Annotated in this window: 12 protein-coding genes; 5 read left to right on the top strand and 7 right to left on the bottom strand. The window is 73.8% G+C overall.

Going from position 1 to position 18,123, the window contains the following annotated elements; all coding sequences use genetic code 11:
* The first annotated feature begins 17 nt into the window (after positions 1-17).
* The gene (locus ACIBBA_RS06610; protein ID WP_396694428.1) at positions 18-680 is read left to right on the top strand and encodes a hypothetical protein; all 663 of its coding nucleotides are present in this window, start codon (positions 18-20) and stop codon (positions 678-680) included.
* 47 nt (positions 681-727) lie between these two features.
* Here ACIBBA_RS06610 and ACIBBA_RS06605 read toward each other — a convergent pair whose 3' ends face one another.
* A complete protein-coding gene (locus ACIBBA_RS06605; protein ID WP_396694425.1) occupies positions 728-1,888 on the bottom strand; it encodes an acyl-CoA dehydrogenase family protein in 1,161 nt (386 codons plus the stop codon).
* Positions 1,889-2,136: 248 nt separating this feature from the next.
* On the opposite strand from ACIBBA_RS06605, the gene ACIBBA_RS06600 reads away from it, so the two are divergent.
* Positions 2,137-3,564: a UDP-glucose dehydrogenase family protein gene (locus tag ACIBBA_RS06600; RefSeq protein WP_396694423.1), complete on the top strand. Its 1,428-nt coding sequence runs from the start codon at positions 2,137-2,139 to the stop codon at positions 3,562-3,564.
* Between the two features lie 162 nt (positions 3,565-3,726).
* The gene (locus ACIBBA_RS06595; protein ID WP_396694421.1) at positions 3,727-8,622 is read left to right on the top strand and encodes an SCO7613 C-terminal domain-containing membrane protein; all 4,896 of its coding nucleotides are present in this window, start codon (positions 3,727-3,729) and stop codon (positions 8,620-8,622) included.
* 150 nt (positions 8,623-8,772) lie between these two features.
* On the opposite strand, the gene purE is transcribed toward ACIBBA_RS06595, so the two are convergent.
* The 6 genes from purE to mca all read right to left on the bottom strand — a co-directional run bounded on the left by purE (position 8,773) and on the right by mca (position 16,614).
* Positions 8,773-9,264 carry a 5-(carboxyamino)imidazole ribonucleotide mutase gene (purE, locus tag ACIBBA_RS06590; RefSeq protein ID WP_396694419.1) on the bottom strand — a complete coding sequence of 164 codons (492 nt, stop codon included), beginning with the start codon at positions 9,262-9,264 and terminating at the stop codon, positions 8,773-8,775.
* A gap of 32 nt (positions 9,265-9,296) precedes the next feature.
* Complete coding sequence (locus ACIBBA_RS06585; RefSeq protein WP_350867203.1) at positions 9,297-10,469, bottom strand: 5-(carboxyamino)imidazole ribonucleotide synthase; 1,173 nt, start codon at positions 10,467-10,469, stop codon at positions 9,297-9,299.
* 37 nt (positions 10,470-10,506) lie between these two features.
* Entirely contained in the window at positions 10,507-12,549 is a 2,043-nt protein-coding gene (locus ACIBBA_RS06580; protein WP_396694416.1) for a thioredoxin domain-containing protein, read from the bottom strand.
* Positions 12,550-12,679: 130 nt separating this feature from the next.
* Positions 12,680-15,211, bottom strand: coding sequence for a putative bifunctional diguanylate cyclase/phosphodiesterase (locus ACIBBA_RS06575; protein WP_396694414.1), 2,532 nt, complete (start codon positions 15,209-15,211; stop codon positions 12,680-12,682).
* Between the two features lie 179 nt (positions 15,212-15,390).
* Positions 15,391-15,684 carry a hypothetical protein gene (locus ACIBBA_RS06570; protein WP_350867207.1) on the bottom strand — a complete coding sequence of 98 codons (294 nt, stop codon included), beginning with the start codon at positions 15,682-15,684 and terminating at the stop codon, positions 15,391-15,393.
* 48 nt (positions 15,685-15,732) lie between these two features.
* Positions 15,733-16,614: a mycothiol conjugate amidase Mca gene (gene mca / locus ACIBBA_RS06565; protein ID WP_396694412.1), complete on the bottom strand. Its 882-nt coding sequence runs from the start codon at positions 16,612-16,614 to the stop codon at positions 15,733-15,735.
* Between the two features lie 208 nt (positions 16,615-16,822).
* On the opposite strand from mca, the gene ACIBBA_RS06560 reads away from it, so the two are divergent.
* Together ACIBBA_RS06560 and greA are read left to right on the top strand one after the other, a co-directional pair.
* On the top strand, positions 16,823-17,260 hold the full coding sequence (locus ACIBBA_RS06560; RefSeq protein ID WP_396694410.1) for a DUF4307 domain-containing protein: 438 nt from the start codon (positions 16,823-16,825) through the stop codon (positions 17,258-17,260).
* A gap of 189 nt (positions 17,261-17,449) precedes the next feature.
* Complete coding sequence (gene greA, locus ACIBBA_RS06555; RefSeq protein WP_350867213.1) at positions 17,450-17,947, top strand: transcription elongation factor GreA; 498 nt, start codon at positions 17,450-17,452, stop codon at positions 17,945-17,947.
* The last annotated feature ends 176 nt before the right edge of the window (positions 17,948-18,123 follow it).

The raw sequence follows: 18,123 nt of genomic DNA, 5'->3' as shown, positions 1-18,123 counted from the left end.
AACGGTACGGTGCGCGAATGCGTCATCTCTGGAGCTTCCTCGCCGGGTTGGTGGTGGCACCCGTCACGTGGGTGCTGGTCACGCTCGGACAGGACGGGTCGAGCCGAACCGTCGACCGTTGGGTGGAGATCGGAACGTTCAACACCGCCAACCTGATCGAGCCGGCCGTCTACCTCGGTGTCGGCGGTGTCCTGCTGGGCCTGCTCGGCACGCTGCGAATCTCGCCGGCCGGCACGCTGGCGGCCGGGTTGCTGCTGGTCACCCCGTACATCGGGATGTTCGTCGCGCCGTTTCAGGTGCGCGATCAGATCCCGGACGGCTGGAAGGTGTTCGGCGATCCGCTCCCGCTGCAGCTGCCGGTGGAGAACGGCACGCTCTTCCTGATCGGCCTACTGCTGCTCATGGCCACATTCAGCGTGCAGCGCTGGCGTCGCTGGCCGCACCCGGCGGTCGAGGCGGCCCCCGTTCCGGCGGCCTCCGACACGCCGACGCGGGACTTCACGCTCACCGACTGGCCGCCGGCCGACTCGACGGACCGGGACACCGCCCCGCTCACCCTGGGATACCCGGATTCGTCGACGCCGACCGAGCCGCTGCCCCGGCGCACCGGCGGCGAGTCGCCCTGGTCTGCGCCGCCCCGCTCCACCAACCGGCCCGAGGACAGCACCGGCATCCGCTGAGACCGTGGGCGGGCCGGCGCATCGCCGGCCCGCCCCCGACCAGCCGCTCAGCCGAGCAGCTGGCGGGCCATCACGATTCGCTGCACCTGGTTGGTGCCCTCGTAGATCTGAGTGATCTTGGCGTCGCGCATCATCCGCTCGACCGGGTAGTCCCGGGTGTAGCCGTAGCCGCCGAGCAGCTGCACCGCGTCGGTGGTGATCTCCATGGCCGCGTCGGAGGCGAAGCACTTGGCCGCCGCGCCGAAGTAGGTCAGGTCGGCGTCGCCGCGCTCGGACTTCCCGGCCGCCGCGTACGTCAACTGCCGGGCCGCCTCCAGCTTCATGCCCATGTCGGCGAGCATGAACTGCACGCCCTGGAACTCGGCGACCGCCTTGCCGAACTGCTTGCGCTCGCGCACGTAGCCCTTGGCGTAGTCGAGCGCGCCCTGGGCGATGCCGACCGCCTGGGCGGCGATGGTGACCCGGGTGTGGTCGAGGGTGCGCATGGCGGTGCCGAAGCCGGTCCCCTCGGCGCCGATCATCCGGTCCGCCGGGATCCGGACGTTGTCCAGGTAGACCTCGCGGGTCGGTGAGCCCTTGATGCCGAGCTTCTTCTCCGGCGCGCCGAAGCTCACCCCCGGGTCCGACTTCTCGACCACGAACGCGGAGATCCCCCGGGACCGGGCGGACGGGTCGGTGACAGCGAAGACGGTGTAGAACTCGGACACCCCGGCGTTGGTGATCCACCGCTTCACACCGTTGAGGATCCAGTGATCCCCGTCACGCACCGCGCGGGTGGTCATCGACGCGGCGTCGCTGCCGGCCTCCGGCTCGGAGAGGCAGTACGAGAACATCGCGTCGCCCGCGGCGACCGGCGTGAGGTAGCGGCGCTTGAGGTCCTCGGAGCCGGCCAGCAGCAGCGGCATGGTGCCGAGCTTGTTGACCGCCGGGATCAGCGAGGACGAGGCGCAGGCCCGCGCGACCTCCTCGATCACGATGGCGGTGGCGAGGGCGTCCGCGCCGGCGCCGCCGTATTCGACCGGAATGTGCGGGGCGTGGAAGTCCGCCGCACGCAGCGCCTCGTAGGACGCCTTCGGGAACTCGCCGGTCTCGTCGGCCTCGGCGGCGTTCGGGGCCACCTTCGCCGTACACACCTCGCGGACCGCTTCCCGGATCGCCTCGTGCTCCTCGGGCAACCGGTAGACGTCGAACGACTCCTCTGCGGCCATGCCGGCCCCTCCCCTTCACCGCTATCATGCGCAGTCTGTGCAGTCCGCTGACCGCTGACCGCGCAGACTGAAGGATAGCGACCAAGGTTCAGGTACAAGTTACCGCGGCGTACGCTCGTGCTTGATGAGCGCCGACGTCGCCCGGCGAGCATAGGAAAGACCAGCATCACCCCTCCGGTGCCCGGTTCGGCGCCACAGCAGAGCGCGACGCGACGGTGCGCCGCCCAGTGCGAGCGGAGAAGACAGGCGTGACGATCCCGTACCCCAACAGCCAGCCGGTGCCCGCCATCGCGGCGGTCACGCCCCCCTCGGGCGCCGCTCGGCCGCGGGTGACCTTCCTGGGCACCGGCTACCTCGGTGCGACGTACGCCATCTGCTATGCGGAACTGGGCTACGACGTGCTCGGCTTCGACGTCGACGCCGACAAGATCGCGATGCTCAACGCCGGTCAGGTGCCGATTCACGAGCCCGGGCTGGACGAGCTGCTCAAGCGCAACATCGCCGCCGGGCGGCTGCGGTTCAGCACCGACATCGCCGAGACCGCCGAGTTCGGTGACGTGCACTTCATCTGCGTCGGTACCCCGCAGCGCGCCGACGGCATGGGCGCCGACCTGTCGTACGTCGAGGCGTCGGTGACCAGCCTGGCGCAGCACCTGACTCGCAAGGCGCTGATCGTCGGCAAGTCCACCGTGCCGGTCGGCACCGCCGAGTGGGTGGAGCAGCTGGTCGGCAAGCACACGCCGGCCGACCTCGGCGTCGAGGTGGCCTGGAGCCCCGAGTTCCTCCAGGAGGGCTTCGCGGTCGACGACGTGCTGCGGCCCAACCGGATCGTGGTCGGCGTGAAGAGCGAGTGGGCCAACGGCATGCTCTACGCCGCGCACAAGGGCGTCTTCGACCTGGCCGCCACCGAGGACCGCGAGGTGCCCCTGGTGGTCACCGACTTCGCCACCGCCGAGCTGGTCAAGGTCGCCGCGAACGCGTTCCTGGCCACCAAGATCTCCTTCATCAACGCGATGGCCGAGGTCTGCGAGGTCGCCGGCGGCGACGTCACCCAGCTCGCCCGGGCGATCGGCTACGACCCGCGGATCGGCAACCGGTTCCTCCAGGCCGGCCTCGGCTTCGGCGGCGCCTGCCTGCCCAAGGACATCCGCGCCTTCCAGGCCCGGGCCCAGGAGCTGGGCGCCGGCGAGGCGCTGCGGTTCCTGCACGAGGTCGACCTGATCAACCAGCGCCGTCGCACCCGGGTTCTCCAGCTCGCCGCCGAGCTGCTCGGGCGCCGCTCCGGCCCGGCCGGGCCGGACCTCTCCGGCACCCGGGTCGCCGTGCTCGGCGCCACCTTCAAGCCCAACACCGACGACGTACGCGACGCACCGGCGCTCTCGGTCGCCGCGCTGCTGCACAAGGCCGGCGCGGACGTGCACGTCTTCGACCCGCAGGGCACCGACAACGCCCGCCGCGCGATGCCCGAGCTGACCTACGAGACCAGCATGGCCGACGCGGCCACCGGGGCCGACCTGGTCTGCGTGCTCACCGAGTGGGCCGACTTCCGCAACGCCGACCCGGTCGCCCTCGGCGAGCTGGTGGCCGGCCGCAAGGTGGTCGACGGGCGCAACTGCCTCGACCCGGCACTGTGGACGCAGGCCGGCTGGGAGTACCGGGGCATGGGCCGCCCCTGACCCGTCCGTCACGACGGCCGGTCGCGGAACTTCTCCGCGGCCGGCCGTTTCCTGTGTGCCCCCGGACTCGTTTGTCCCGGACCCGCCGACAACTGTCGAAAATCGCGCCAGCTTTGGGCATGCTGCGACAGTGGGAGTCCACAGTGCGGGCGGAGGGGTGTCGTGGCGACCTTTCAGTGCTCCTCGTGCGGTCGGGAGATCAAGCCGGCCGTCCGCTGCCCGCACTGCGGCGCCGAACAGCCACAGTGGGTGGAACATCTGGCGGACATCGAGCGGTCCATCGCGGAGATGAAGGCGCGTGACGCCGCCATCGCCCGTGAACAGCGGCAGATCGCCGCCAAGATGCAGGCCGCGCTCTTCCAGCGCGACATCCTCTCGCACGCCGGCGAGGAGCGGGTGAAGCAGGCCACCCGACCGCGCCGGGTGCTGCGTAAACGGCCCGGTCGCCGCCCACCCACCGCCGCCACCGGCGCCCCGCCCCGGGTGCCCCGGCAGGGCACCCCGCCCGGCCCTGGCGAGCCGCCCCCGCCGCCGCCCACCTGGCTGGACGCCGACGACCCCGAGCACCCGCCGGAGGCGTCCTCCCGGGAGGTGCAGAACATCCCGCTCGGGCTGGGCGCGCTGCTGCTCGGCGTGGCCGCGGTGGTCTTCGCCGCGGTGGCCACCAGCTCGATGGACGCGCTGGCCCGGCTCGCCATCCTGGTCGTCGCGACGGTGCTGCTGCTGCTCGCCCCGCCGGTGCTGGCCCGGCGCGGGCTGACCTCCACCGCCGAGACGATCGCCGCGGTCGGCCTGTTGCTGGTGCCGCTCGCCGGGTACGCGCTCTGGGCGGTCGACCGGATCGGCAACGGCGGCGCTTCGGGCGCGGTCTTCACCGGCGTGATCTTCGCGGCCACCGCCGCGGTGTCGGTCGGCTACGCCGGCTGGACGGGGCTGCGCACTCCCCGGTTCGCCACCGTGCTCGCCGCGCAGCCGGTGGTGCCGCTGCTGGCGTACGACCGGATCACCGGGCCCGGCGGCTGGGCCCTGGCGCTGACCGTGGTCGCCCTGCTCGACCTCTGGCTGGTGCGCTCCGGGGTGGTGATCGAGCGGCCGGTCCGCCGAGACCTTTCCGAGCCGCCGGCCGCCCCCGGCGCCGCGCCCCGGCAACGGAGCGCTGACAGCCGGCCCGAGGGCGCGCCGGAGGAGGACGGCGAGGTGGTCGCGCCGGTGGAGCCGACCCCGGCCGACCAGCCCGCGCGTCCGGTTCCCGGGCTGCGCGAGCTGACCTGGCTGCTGCACGGGATCGCGGTCGCGGTCGCCCTGGCGTACGCGGTGACCGCCCTGCTCCGGGCGAGCACGGTGCCGACCGCCACCGGCGCGGGGCTGGTGCTGCTGCTCGCGGCCGCCGTCGCGCTGGCCGGCACGCTGGCGCTGCGCCGCCCGCCGCTGCCCGACGTCGGCGCCGGCATCCTGACCCTGGCCGTCATCGGCGCGCTGAGCCGCATCGCCTCGGTGGCGCTGCCCGGACGGGCGCTGCTGCTCATCGCCGCGGTCATCGCGGTCACCGGGCTCGCCGTCCGGGCCGTCCCGGAGGCCGCCCGGCGCGGGCCGCAGCTCGCGTCGGCGGTGGCGCTGACGGTGAGCGGGCTCGTGGTCGCCGGGGGCGCGCTGCGCGCGGGCGTCGCCCCGGTGCGGGCCGCGTTGCCCGCCTGGGCGGGTGACCTCGACCGCTACCCCGCCGAGCTGGCTGCCGCGGTGGGTCCGGCCGCCTGGCAGCTCGCCGCGAGCGCCTTCCTGCTCACCGTCGCGGCGGTGCTGGCCCTGCCGCCGGACATCCGCCGCGAGTTCGCGGTGGCCGGGGCGGCGTTGACCGCGCTGGCCGTACCGGCCTCGTTCAATCTCGGCTGGACGGTGGCGCCCTGGCCGATGGTGCTGGCCGCGGTCGGCATCGGGGTGGCCGGTCTCTCGGCCCGAACCACCCGGGCCGCCCTGGCGCACGCGATCGGCGCGGCCGGGGTGGGCCTGTTCGGCGCGGGCGCGGGGCTGGCCCGGCCGGCGCTCACCGCGGCCGTCCTGCTGGTGCTCTTCGCGGCGGGGGTCCTGGTGGCGGTGGCCCCCCGGGTCCGGATCGCCCCGGCGTCGGCCGACCTCGTCTCCGCCTGGGCCGCCGGTGGCGCCGCGTTCGCGCTGCCCGGGGCGGTGGCCGCGTTCGTCGCCGCGACGGTGCCCACCGACTCGACGCCCACCCCGGCGAGCCTGCGCGAGGTGACCATTCCGGTGCTGGCCGCCGCCTTCCTGGCGGTCTGCGTGACGCTCGGCTATGCCGCGATCGTGCAGGTCTCCCAGCGGCACATCCCGGCGCCGCTGGCGGTCGGCACCGGGCTCGGCGCGCTGGTGGTGACCGCCGCCGCCTTCGGCGCCCCCGGGGCGACCGTGGCCGACGCCTGGGTCGCCGCGCTGCTGCTGGTCGCCGCGGTGCTGCTCTTCCTGGCCCCGTCGATCGACGCCGGCCGCCGTTCCGACCTCACCCTGGACGGCTCGGATCTCGCCGCCGCCGCGGTGACCGCCGCGCTGATCGCCACGCTGCTGCGGATCGCCACCGTGCTCGCCCCGGGCGGGCAGCTGGCGGTCGCCGCCGGGCTGGTGCTGGTCGTGGCCGTGGCGGCCCGCGCCATGCCCGAGGAGTGGCGACGCGGGCCGATCCTCGGCCTCACCGTGGGTGGCCTGCTGATCGGCGTGCTCGCGGGCTGGACCGCGCTGCGTGGCGGGGTCGGTGTGCTGGCCACCCCCGGCCCGATCTGGGCCGGTGACCTCACCGGCTGGCCGGCCGCGCCCACCGGCGGCTCGACCTGGCAGGCGCCGGTCGCCCTGGCGCTGCTCGCGGTCGCCGCAGGGATCCTGCTGCCGCCTCCGTGGCGCTACGACGTCTCCGGCGCGGCCGTGGTGCTCGCCACCATCGGGGCACCGGCCGCGTTCGAGCTGCCCTGGTGGTCGCCGGTCCTGGTCGGCGGCATGGTCGCCACCGTCTTCGGGATGGCCGCGGTGGCCGCGATCGACCCGCGAGCCGCATTGTCCCGGGCCACGGTCGCCGGGGTGGTCGCCCTGCACGCGGCCGGCGCCGGCCTGGTCCGGCCGTGGACGACCGCGCTGGCGCTGGGCAGCATCGCGCTGATCGGCGTGGTGGTGGCCGCGCTCGCCCGCAACCTCGCCGAGCCGCTGGTGGAGGAGATCGAGACCGAGGGCATGCCGCCGCACCTGGTGCAGATCGGCGGGGCCGCGGCCGGGGCCGCGCTGCTCGCCCTCCCCGGTGCGGTCGCCGCGCTCGCCGCCGAGTTCGGCCACTCGGCGCAGGTGGTCCTGACCGGCGCGCTCGCCGCGTCCAGCCTCGGGTTGGCCGCGGTGGCCGCGGTCCGCCGGCAGGTGCCGCAGTATCTGCCGTGGGCCAGCGTGGCGGTTGCCGGCGGCGCCACGGTCAGTGCGCTGGCCGCCTTCCCCACCGGCCTCGACGTCGGCGTCTACGCGGCCGCCGCAGCCCTGCTCGGCGTGCTGGCCGAGCTGGTCCGCGGGGCGACCGTCCCGCCGGCCGGGTCGGCCCAGCCGGTGCGGCGCTGGTCGGTGCTGCTGAACGGGGCTCTGCGCCGGCTGCCGGACGACTCGGAGCGGCGCCGCTGGCGGGTCAGCCCGGCCGCCGGGGCGCTGGCCGCGGCGGCGCTGCCGACCGCCCTGGCGCTCGCCTCGATCGCGCAGGCCCTGGAGGTCGCGCTGGTCGAGCCGCATCGGACGCTGGCCCGGATCTGGCAGGGGCCACCTCCGGAGCTGCTCACCCCGCCGCCCGGCGCGGTCGACCCGACCCATGTGCTGACCGCGCTACTGCTGACCGTGACCGCGGCGCTGGCCGCCACCGGCTTCAGTGGCGGGCGGCGCTCCCGCGCGGTGCCCGTGGTGCTGCCCGGCGCGGCGGTCACCCTGCTGATCACCCCGATCGCGTTGGGCAGTGGCTGGCCGGCCAGCGTGCTCGCCGCGCTCTCGGTCTTCACCATCTCGATGCTGGGACTGGCGCTGACCCCGCCGCCCCCGCTGGTCGAACCGGCCCGGTCACTTCGGCTGGCCCGGGTGCTGGTCTTCGCCATCGGTCTGGCCGCCGGGGGCGCCGGACTTGCCGGCAGCCTGGCCACCCGGGAGTTGACCCTCTTCACCCTCGGCGGCGCGGTCGGCGTGGGCGCGGTGGCGGCGTTCTTCGGCACCACCCAGCGGGCCCGCATCCTGGGCTGGCTCTTCGCCTCGCTGATGGCGCAGCTCTTCGTGCTCACCGCCGGCCTGGTCGCCGGGCTGGCGGCGGTCTGGTCCGCCTTCGGGGTGCTCGCGGTCGGCGCGGCCTTGCAGGTCTTCGCCGCGACGCTGCCCCGACTCCGCCGTCCGGAGGCCCAGCGCGAGGCCGCGACCGTGGAGTGGAGCGGATACGCCGCCGCGCTGATCGCGCTGGCGCTCGCCTTCGACTCACCCCGGCACATCGCCGCCCTGCTGGCCGCCTGGGGCGCCGTGCTGGGCATCGCCGCGGCCCGGCCGGGCCGCCGCCCGGTGGAGCGGCGGATCCTCTTCTGGTCCGTGGTGATCTGCGAGATCACCGCCTGGTGGATCCTGATGCGGGTCGCCGACGTGGCGCTGCCCGAGGCGTACACCCTGCCGTTCGCCGCGCTGGCCCTGCTGGTCGGCGTGCTGGAGCTGCGTCACCGGCCGGACATGAGCAGCTGGGTGGCGTACGGGCCGGCGCTGGTGGCCGCCTTCCTGCCGACCCTGGCGATCGTGCTGGCCAGCGAGTCCAGCACGCTGCGGCAGGTGCTGCTGCTGCTCGGCGGGGTCGCCGTGCTCGTCTTCGGCTCGTCGAGCCGGCAGCAGGCGCCGGTAATCGTCGGGGCCACCGTCACCGCGATCACCGCCATCCACGCCCTGTTCGCCTTCGGGCCGTGGCTGGCGCTGATCCCGGTCGGCATCCTGCTGCTGATCCTCGGCGCGAGCAACGAGCGCCGCCGCCGCGCCCAGGAGCGCCTGCAGACCGCACTGCGCGGCATGCGATGAATCGGAGGGTCACGGCGGGCAGCGTCGGGCGGGGGCAGAGCATGCCGGGTTCCTGCATGGGGCGGCCGGGCAGAGCGTGCCGGTTCGTGCGTCGGCCACGACGCGTCGGCCCTGGGCCGGCAGCCAGGCGGTGACCTGCGGGCGGCTGCCTCAGGCGAGGGTGGCGCGCAGCTTGGCGTCCTTCTCGGCGACCATCTGCTCCAGACCCTCCTGGTAGGCGGCCATCCGGGCGCGCAGCTCGGTGTCGGCCGCCCCGAGGATCCGGACGGCGAGCAGGCCGGCGTTGCGGGCGTTGCCGATCGACACGGTGGCGACCGGGATCCCGGCCGGCATCTGCACGATGGAGAGCAGCGAGTCCATCCCGTCCAGGTGCTTGAGCGGCACCGGCACGCCGATCACCGGCAGCGGGGTGACCGAGGCGACCATGCCGGGCAGGTGGGCGGCGCCGCCGGCCCCCGCGATGATCACCTTGAGGCCGCGTTCGGCGGCGGCGCGGCCGTACTCGATCATCTTGACCGGAGTGCGGTGCGCGGAGACCACGCCGACCTCGTAGGGCACCCCGAACTCGTCGAGGACCTCGGCCGCGGCCTTCATGGTCGGCCAGTCCGAGTCGCTGCCCATGATCAACCCGACGACCGTCACGCTCGACTGCCTTTCGTTTTCGACTGCGGGGCTCACTCGTGCCCCTCGCGAAGCCAGCGGGCCGCCCGCGCGGCCCGCGCCCGTACGTCGTCCAGGTCGTCGCCGAGCACCGTGACGTGCCCGATCTTGCGGCCCGGGCGGACCTGCTTGCCGTAGAGGTGCACCTTCGCACCCGGCTCCGCGGCGAAGAGGTGGTGCAACCGCTCGTCGACGGAGATCCCGCCGGGCTCGCCACCCAGCACGTTCGCCATCACCACGACCGGCGCGGCGAGCGACGTGTCGCCCATTGGGTAGTCGAGCACCGCCCGCAGGTGCTGCTCGAACTGCGAGGTGCGCGCGCCCTCGATGGTCCAGTGCCCCGAGTTGTGCGGCCGCATCGCCAGCTCGTTGACCACGATCCGGCTGCCGTCCGGCCCCGCCACCTCGAACAGCTCGACCGCCAGCAGGCCCACCACGCCGAGCGAGGTCGCCAGGTCGATGGCGAGCTGCTGGGCGGCGAGCGCCAGCTCCTCCGGCAGATCCGGGGCCGGGGCGAGCACCTCGACGCAGATGCCGTCGGCCTGCACGGTCTCCACCACCGGGTAGGCGGCGACCTGCCCGAACGGTGAGCGGGCGACCTGCACGGCCAATTCCCGGCGCAGTGGCACCCGCTCCTCGACGATCAGCTCGGTGCCGCCAGCGAGCAGCGTGCCGGCCAGCTCGGCAGCGTGCGCCGCGTCGGTCACCATCCAGACGCCACGCCCGTCGTAGCCGCCACGGGCCGCCTTGAGCACCACCGGCCAGCCCACCTCGGTACCGAAAGTGACCAGGTCGTCCGGCGCGCCGACCGGCCGCCAGGCCGGCACCGGGGCGCCCAGCTCGGTCAGCCGCTCCCGCATGGCCCGCTTGTCCTGCGCGTACCGCAGCGCGTCGGCCGGCGGATAGAGCGTGACCCCCTCGGCGGCGAGCGTGCGGACGTGCTCGTTCGGCACGTGCTCGTGGTCGAAGGTGACCACGTCGCAGCCCTTGGCGAAGGTACGCAGCGCGGCGAGATCGGTGTGATCGCCGTACTGGACGTCGGCCGCGACCAGCGCGGCCCCGTCGTCGGGGGCCAGCGCGAGGACGCGCAGCGACTGGCCGAGGGCGATCGAGGCCTGGTGGGTCATCCGGGCCAGCTGGCCACCACCCACCATGCCGACAACTGGCAGACCGGTACGGGAATCCATAGCGGCGCCAGCCTATCGGGGCCCGGCGTCGCCGCCGCTACCGGCCGGCGAGCTGCCCGACCAGGTCAGCCACCTCGGTGACCGGCCGCTCGCAGACGAACCCCCGGCAGGCGTACGCGGTGGACCGCCCGTCGACCATCGGCCGGTCGGCGAGCAGCGGCACCCCGGGCTGGTCGGGCCGGCCCGCCACGATCACCGCCCCCGGCGGGGCGTGCCGGTGCGCGGCCGCGATCAGCGGGTCGCCCGCCGGCTGGTCGGTGACCACCGCGATCTCGTAGGGCCCGGAGAGCAGCGCCTCCCCGACGGCCGCCGAGTACCCGGTGAACCGGGCGTGCCGGCCGACGATCGGCGCCACGGTGGCCAGCGCGGCCTCCGCCGCCTCCCGGTAGCGGGTCTCGCCGGTCAACGCCGTGTACGCCACCAGCGCCGCGACGATCGCCGACCGGCCGGCGGGGGTGGCGTTGTCGGTCGGGTCGGCCGGCCGGGTGACCAGCCGCTCGGCGTCGTCGGCGGTGTCGTAGAACCCGCCGTCCGGGGCGGCGAACCTCTCCAGCGCGACATCGAGCAACCGGCCGGCCAGCTCCAGCCAGCGCCCCTCGCCGGTGAGCTGGTGCATCGCGCAGAACGCCTCGGCCACGCAGCCGTAGTCCTCCAGCACGCCGGCGGGCGCGCCGACCACGCCGGCCCGGGAGACCCGACGCAGCCGCCCGTCCACCAGGTGCACCTTGGCCAGGTGCTCGGCGGTGTCGCGCATCGCGCCGTCGGTGACGATGAGCACGCCGTCCATCAGGTTCGCGTCCTCGTCGTCCGGGCTCGCGTAGGCGGCGGCGACCTGCTGAAAGTCGGCGATCGCGGTGATCGCCAGCCCGTTCCAGGCGGCTACCACCTTGTCGTCGCGGGCCGGCTGGGGCCGGGTGTCCCGGGCGACCAGCAGCCGTCCCACCACCTGCTGCCAGCGCTGCCGCACCGCCGGGTCGGCGTCGTCGACGTCCCGGGCCAGCCGCAGCACGCTGCTGCCGTGCTCGAAGGTCCCCTCGGCGGTGACTGCGAACAGGTCGGCGGCCCATCGACCGTCCTCCTCGCCCAGCACCTCGACGAGCTGCTGCGGAGTCCAGACGTAGGTGAGGCCTTCGACGCCGGCGGTGTCCGCGTCCAGCGCGGAGGCGAAGCCCTCGCCGGCCTGATGCAGCTCGTCGGCGAGGAACCGGGCGGTGTCCCGGGCCACCCGTCGGGCGAGCGGGTCGCCGGTGAGCCGCCAGAGCTGGGTGTACGTCCGCAGCAGCAGCGCGTTGTCGTAGAGCATCTTCTCGAAGTGCGGCACGGTCCAGTGCCCGTCGACGGAGTAGCGGGCGAAGCCGCCAGCGAGCTGGTCGTAGATGCCGCCGCGGGCCATCGCCTCGCAGGTGTGCCGGACGATCTCCAGGCTCCGGGCCGATCCGGTGCGCTGGTGGTGCCGGAGCAGGAAGAGCAGGTTCATGTGCGGCGGGAACTTCGGCGCGCCGCCGAAGCCGCCGTTCGTCTCGTCGTACTCCTCGGCGAGCTGCGCGGCGGCGGCGTCGAGCAGCGTGGCCTCCAGCGGCGTGGACGGTCCGCCGACGGCCTGGGCCCCGCCGATCGCCTCGACCACGGCGGCGCCCTGCCGGAGCACGGCTTCGCGTTGGTCGCGCCAGGCGGTGGCCACCGACTGGAGCAGCTGGCGGAAGTTGTCGCGGGGGAAGTAGGTGCCGCAGAAGAACGGGGTGCCGTCCGGGGTGGCGAAGACCGTCATCGGCCAGCCGCCCTGGCCGGTCATCGCCTGGGTGGCGGTCATGTAGACCGCGTCGACGTCCGGCCGCTCCTCCCGGTCCACTTTGATCGACACGAAGTCACCGTTCATCAGCCCGGCCACCGACTCGTTCTCGAACGACTCGTGCGCCATCACGTGGCACCAGTGGCACGCGGCGTAGCCGACCGAGATGATCACGGGTACGTCCCGGCGCCGCGCCTCCGCGAAGGCCTCCTCGCACCACGGCCACCAGTCGACCGGGTTCTCCGCGTGCTGGAGCAGATAGGGGCTCGTGGCGTCGGCGAGTCGATTCACCCAACGACCCTATCCACCCGCCGCCGCCCCCGCCCGACTCCGGCCCAACACGCGTTGATCATGAAGTTGTTGCCCGGACTCGCCGACCCGGACGGCAATAACTTCATGATCAACCCCGGTCAGCGGGGGGTTAGGAGGCGCCGTCGGCGCGGAGGGGGAAGACGTTGGGGCGGGCCTCGTCCAGGAGGGTGCCGAGCACCGCGCTGATCTTGTCGGCCGGCATCGGCTTGAAGAAGTGGTAGCCCTGGGCCGCGGTGCAGCCCAGCTCGGCCAGTGCGGAGCGCTGCTCGGCGGTCTCCACCCCCTCGGCCACCACCCGCAGCCCCAACTCGTGCGCCAGCCCGACGGTGGTCCGCACGATCGCCGCCGCCTCCGGCGAGTCGACCATGCGGATCACGAACGAACGGTCCACCTTCAACTCGTCCACCGCGATCCGGGTCAGGAACGTCAACGACGAGAAGCCGGTGCCGAAGTCGTCCACCGCGAGCTGCACGCCCATCGAACGCAGCGTGGCCAGCACCTCGTCGATGACCTCCAACTCGCTCATCACCACCGTCTCGGTGATCTCCAGGACCAGCCGCTGCGGGGGCACCTGGTGCCGGCGCAGCGCCTCGGCGATCTCGGTGGGCAGCTTCGGGTCGAGCAGACTGCGCGCGGAGAGGTTGACCGAGATCGGCACCTCCAGCCCCTCACGCGCCCAGCCGGCGGCGACCGCCAGCGCCTTGTCCAGCACGTAGCGGGTGAAGGTGCCGAGCTGCTCGCTGTTCTCCACCGGCCGGATGAAGTCGACCGGGCTGAGCCAACCCCGGCGCGGGTGCCGCCAGCGGATCAGCGCCTCCACCCCGGTCGGCGCCCCGGTCGACAGGTCGACCGCCGGCTGCAGCGCCAGCACCAGCTGGTCCTCCACCTTCAGCGCCTCACGCAGCTCGGCCAGGAGCGCGAGCTGGTCGGTGCTGGCCGCGTCCCGGGTGCTGTCGTACGCGGCGACGTTGCCGCCGCCCTCCTTGGCCTGGTACATCGCGATGTCGGCCCGGCGCAGCAGCTCGGTCAGGTCGGCGGTGCCGGCGTCGGCGACCACCACGCCGACGGAGACCTCGACGGACATCCGCACCCCGGCGACCTCGGTCGGCGTGGCGAGCCGCTCGGCGATCTCACGGGCCTGACGCAGCGCGTACGCCATCGGGGCCGTCCGGTCGGCGACCACCGGGACCGAGGTCAGCAGCAGCGCGAACTCGTCGCCGCCGAGGCGGCCGAGCAGGTCACCGGTGCGGGCCAGCGCGCCCAGCCGGTTGGCGGTCAGCCGCAGCAGCTGGTCACCGGCGGCGTGCCCGAGGGTGTCGTTGACCTCCTTGAACTGGTCGATGTCGAGCAGCAGCAGGGCCACCGGATGGTCGTGCGCGAGCTGCCGCAGCGCCTGGTCGCCCTTGCCGAGCATCGCCGCCCGGTTGACCAGCCCGGTGAGCGGATCGTGCACCGCCTCGTAGGACGAGCGGGCGGTGACCAGCCGCAGCTCGCGATGGGTCGCGGCGTCGTGCAGCGCGGCGGCGAGCGCGTCACCGTACGCGGCCACCGCGTCCCGTTCCCGGCCGCTGGGTGGCGCGGTGCGGGGGAAGCGGACCCGCAGCCGGCCGACCGGCACGGCGCCGACGGCGAGCGGACGCACCAGCTCGTGTTCGTCCGGCTCCTCGGACCCGGGCTGGCCGATCTCCCGGTCGACCAGGCCACCGGCGGCGTCGCCACGGTAACGCCGCCAACGGCCGTCACCGCGGGCCACGTCCACGTCGACCAGCTCGGCGTCGAAGAGGGCCAGCGCACCGGTGACCGCCGCGCTGGCCACACCCCGCTCGTCGAGCTGGTTGAGCGCGGCGGTGGCGTCGGCGAACGCCCGCCAGGTGCGGCGCTCCTGATCGGCGCGGAGGCGGTGCCGGTAGGTCTGCTGGAGCAGCCAGAGCGGTGGAGGGAGCAGCAGCAGCCAACGCGGGTCGACCTCGAGCAGCGCCACCACGACCAGGCCGACCGCGACGTTGCCGACGAACATCAGCAGCTTGCCGCGCACGGCGGCGAGCAACGCCGGCCCGATCGGCACGCCGTGCCGCAGGCCGAGGGTGACCCCGCCCAGCCAGGCCGTGACGAGCAGGTAGGTCACCGACCCGGCGACCATGGCGGCGGCCAGCGTCGGGGTGGGCGCGGCGAGCAGCGGACGCCCCAGCGCGGTGGTGACCGACACGGCGACCGCGGACGCGGCGGCCAGTGACGCCGCGATCCGGACGATCTCCAGCGCCGGCCGCCGCTCCCCGAGCGCCGAGAGCGCCGACCAGGCGAGCCCGGCGCCGAGCAGCGTGGCGGACGGGAGCCAACCGGGCGGCACCAGATAGAGGCAGATGATCAGGGCGGCCTCGCCCCAGGTGATGCTCACCATGCCGCCTGCGGCGCGGAACCGCAGCCGGAACAGCTGGGCCACGGCGAGCACGGCCACGGCCATGCCGTAGCGCGCCAGGGCGGGGATCGGGTCGTCGGCGGGTAGGCGGTGCGGCAGGCTCAGCCCGACCGCGGCGGCCACGAGGGCGGTCAGGGTGACCGCGGCCGTGAGCACCAGCACCCGTGGTGGAGTCTCACGCAATCCGAGCCGGTCGACCTGCTCGCCGGCCCTGCCGGAGGTCACCGACCCGCCCCGTGGACCGGCCGATCGAGCGTACGGCGGGCGGCCGTTGCTGTGACAGTCATCGGCACCCCCTTCCGCGCACGGCTCGGGGACTTTTGGTCCCCCCGGCGGAAGGCTAAGCCAAACCCGGTGGTCGCAACAGGGGTGGACGACCGGGTTGGGCGTGATTCATGCGCCGACTACCCGTTCCGGCGCTGCTGACGGCCCATGGGAGCGTCCGAGGATGAATCCGGTCCCCCGGTCCCGTCTGTCGGATCGGCGACTTCCGCGTCGGTCCGCCCCGACTCGACCGGTCGACCCTGCTGGGGGAAGCGGTCGGGCAGCCGGCGCAGCCGTGCGTTCATGTTGCGGATCAGCAGGACGGTGGCAGCGCCCAGCACCAGGATGAGGAAGAGACCCATCGGCCCGGCCAGGCCGCCCGTGCGGGTGTCCCCGAAGTTGTTCTCCGCGAGCACCTGGGCAGCGGTCAACATGGCGTTCCTCCGATGTGCGACTGGTGACCAGCGTAGCGCCGCGTTGACTCAGCGGGCATGCGCCGTCTCCCGCACCCCGGCGAAGAGGTCCGACTCGGGCATCGGGCTGTCGACCATCGAGCGCACCAGCTCGAAGTCTTCGGTCGGCCAGGCCCGCTTCTGCAGCTCCATCGGCACGTGGAACCAGAAGCCGTCCGGGTCGACCTGGGTGGCGTGGGCGCGCAGCGCGTCGTCGCGGACCGGGAAGTATTCCGCGCACTCGACCCGGGTGGTGATCCGCGGGCCCTTGTCGGGCCGCTCCTCCCAGCGCTTGAGCCACTCCTCGTAGGGCGACTCGAGACCGGCGGCGAGCATCGCCTCGTGCAGCGCCATGATCTTGGCCTTGGAGAAGCCGATGTCGTAGTAGAGCTTGAGCGGCTGCCAGGGCTCACCCAGCTCGGGGTAGCGCTCCGGGTCGCCGGCGGCCTCGAAGGCGGCCATCGTCACCTTGTGGCACATGATGTGGTCGGGGTGGGGGTAGCCACCCTCCTCGTCGTACGTGGTGACCACGTGTGGACGGAACTGGCGCATCAGCCGCACCAGCGGCCGGGCGGCCACCTCGACGTCCTGGAGGGCGAAGCACCCCTCGGGCAGCGGCGGCAGCGGGTCGCCCTCGGGCAGCCCGGAGTCGACGAAACCGAGCCAGGCCTGCTCGACGCCGAGGATCGCCCGGGCGGCGTCCATCTCGGCGCGGCGGATCTCGCCGATGTTGGCCCAGACGTCCGGCCGGTCGAGCTTCGGGTTGAGGACGCTGCCCCGCTCACCCCCGGTGCACGTGGCGACCAGGACGTCCACCCCCTCGGCGACGTATTTCGCCATGGTCGCGGCACCCTTGCTGGACTCGTCGTCCGGGTGCGCGTGGACGGCCATGAGACGCAACTGCTCTGCCAACGTCGGCACTCCTCGTCTGGGTCGACCGGTGGGCCCGGGGCCGAGCCGGCGGACCTGCCGTGATCCTTCCCTGCCGGCGGCCCGCGGGGATGCCGGCCGGTCGACACCCGTGGTCGACCTGCCATGCTTTACCGAGAGCCGGGCTGGAAGAATGGACACTGCCATTCTTGCCGATGCCACCGACAACAACGCCAGGAGATACCCGCCGGTGAGCGAGACGCACGCCACAATCGCACCGGGAGCGCCGGTCTTTCCGCCGGGGCGCTACGGCCGTCGCCGGGAGCCCAGTGGCCGCCGCCGCGTCCTGTTGGCCACGGTGGCCCTGCTCGTGCTGGTGTCCGTGCTGAGCCTGATCTCGGTCCGGCTCTACCGGCAGTACGGCGACCCGAACTACGACGCACAGGTCATCACGTACACGGACATCACCGACAACCAGCTACGACTCGACTTCCGGGTGACCGTGCCGGCCGGCGGGTCGACGGTCTGTCTGTTGCGCGCCCGGGACCGCGACGGCGCCGAGGTGGCCCGGGAGCAGATCACCGTCACCGCGCCCCCGGGGCAGCGGCACGTGACCACCAGCCACCTGCTGGCGACCACGGGGCGGGCGTTCATCGGCGAGGTGCTGCGCTGCCGCCCGCCCGGCTGAGCGACCCGGGGCTCAGCGATCGGGCCAGCCCCGGCGGCGGGACGACGGGCTGACGGAAGTGGGTCGACACCCTGACAAAGCGTGCCGGACGATGGCACCAGGGGTGATCGACGCCACCTCTTGTCGTACCGCACTGGTAATTTGGTAGTTCACCTGTCAGCCAGCCACGCACAACTGAGGAGACCGCCTGTGTCCACTGGCAACGAGGCGCCCGCCACCTGGCTGTCCCAGGACGCTTACGACCGACTCCAGGGCGAGCTGGACGAGCTGATCGCCAACCGGCCGGTCATCGCCGCCGAGATCAACGCTCGGCGCGAGGAGGGCGACCTGCGGGAGAACGGTGGCTACCACGCCGCCCGCGAGGAGCAGGGCAAGGCCGAGGGGCGGATCCGTTACCTCCAGGAGCTGCTGCGCACCGCCAAGGTCGGCGGGGCTCCGTCGGCCGACGCGGTCTCGCCCGGCATGGTCGTGACGATCTACTTCGACGACGACAAGGACGACACCGAGACGTTCCTGCTCGGTTCCCGCGAGATCGCGTCGACCACCGACCTGACCGTCTACAGCCCCGAGTCGGCGCTGGGCAAGGCCATCCTGGGTGGCCGGGCCGGGCAGACCTGCACCTACACGGCGCCGAGCGGCGCTGACATCAAGGTGACCGTGGTCAGCTTCGAGCCGTTCTCCGGCTGAGCCGGCGGCCGGGGCCCGCGCCCCGGCCCACCGCAGCATCCGCAGGCGAGGCGTGACACCGACGGTGTCACGCCTCCCACCCCCACAACACCACGTAGGCCCCCCCCCCCCCGGCGCGGCTCACCCGGTGCGCGTGGGGGACCCCCCCCGGGGCCCCCCCCAACCCCCCCGACCCC

This window comes from Micromonospora sp. NPDC051006 (genome assembly GCF_044456245.1).
Taxonomy (GTDB): domain Bacteria; phylum Actinomycetota; class Actinomycetes; order Mycobacteriales; family Micromonosporaceae; genus Micromonospora.
This window is presented reverse-complemented; position numbering and strand designations above follow the sequence as displayed.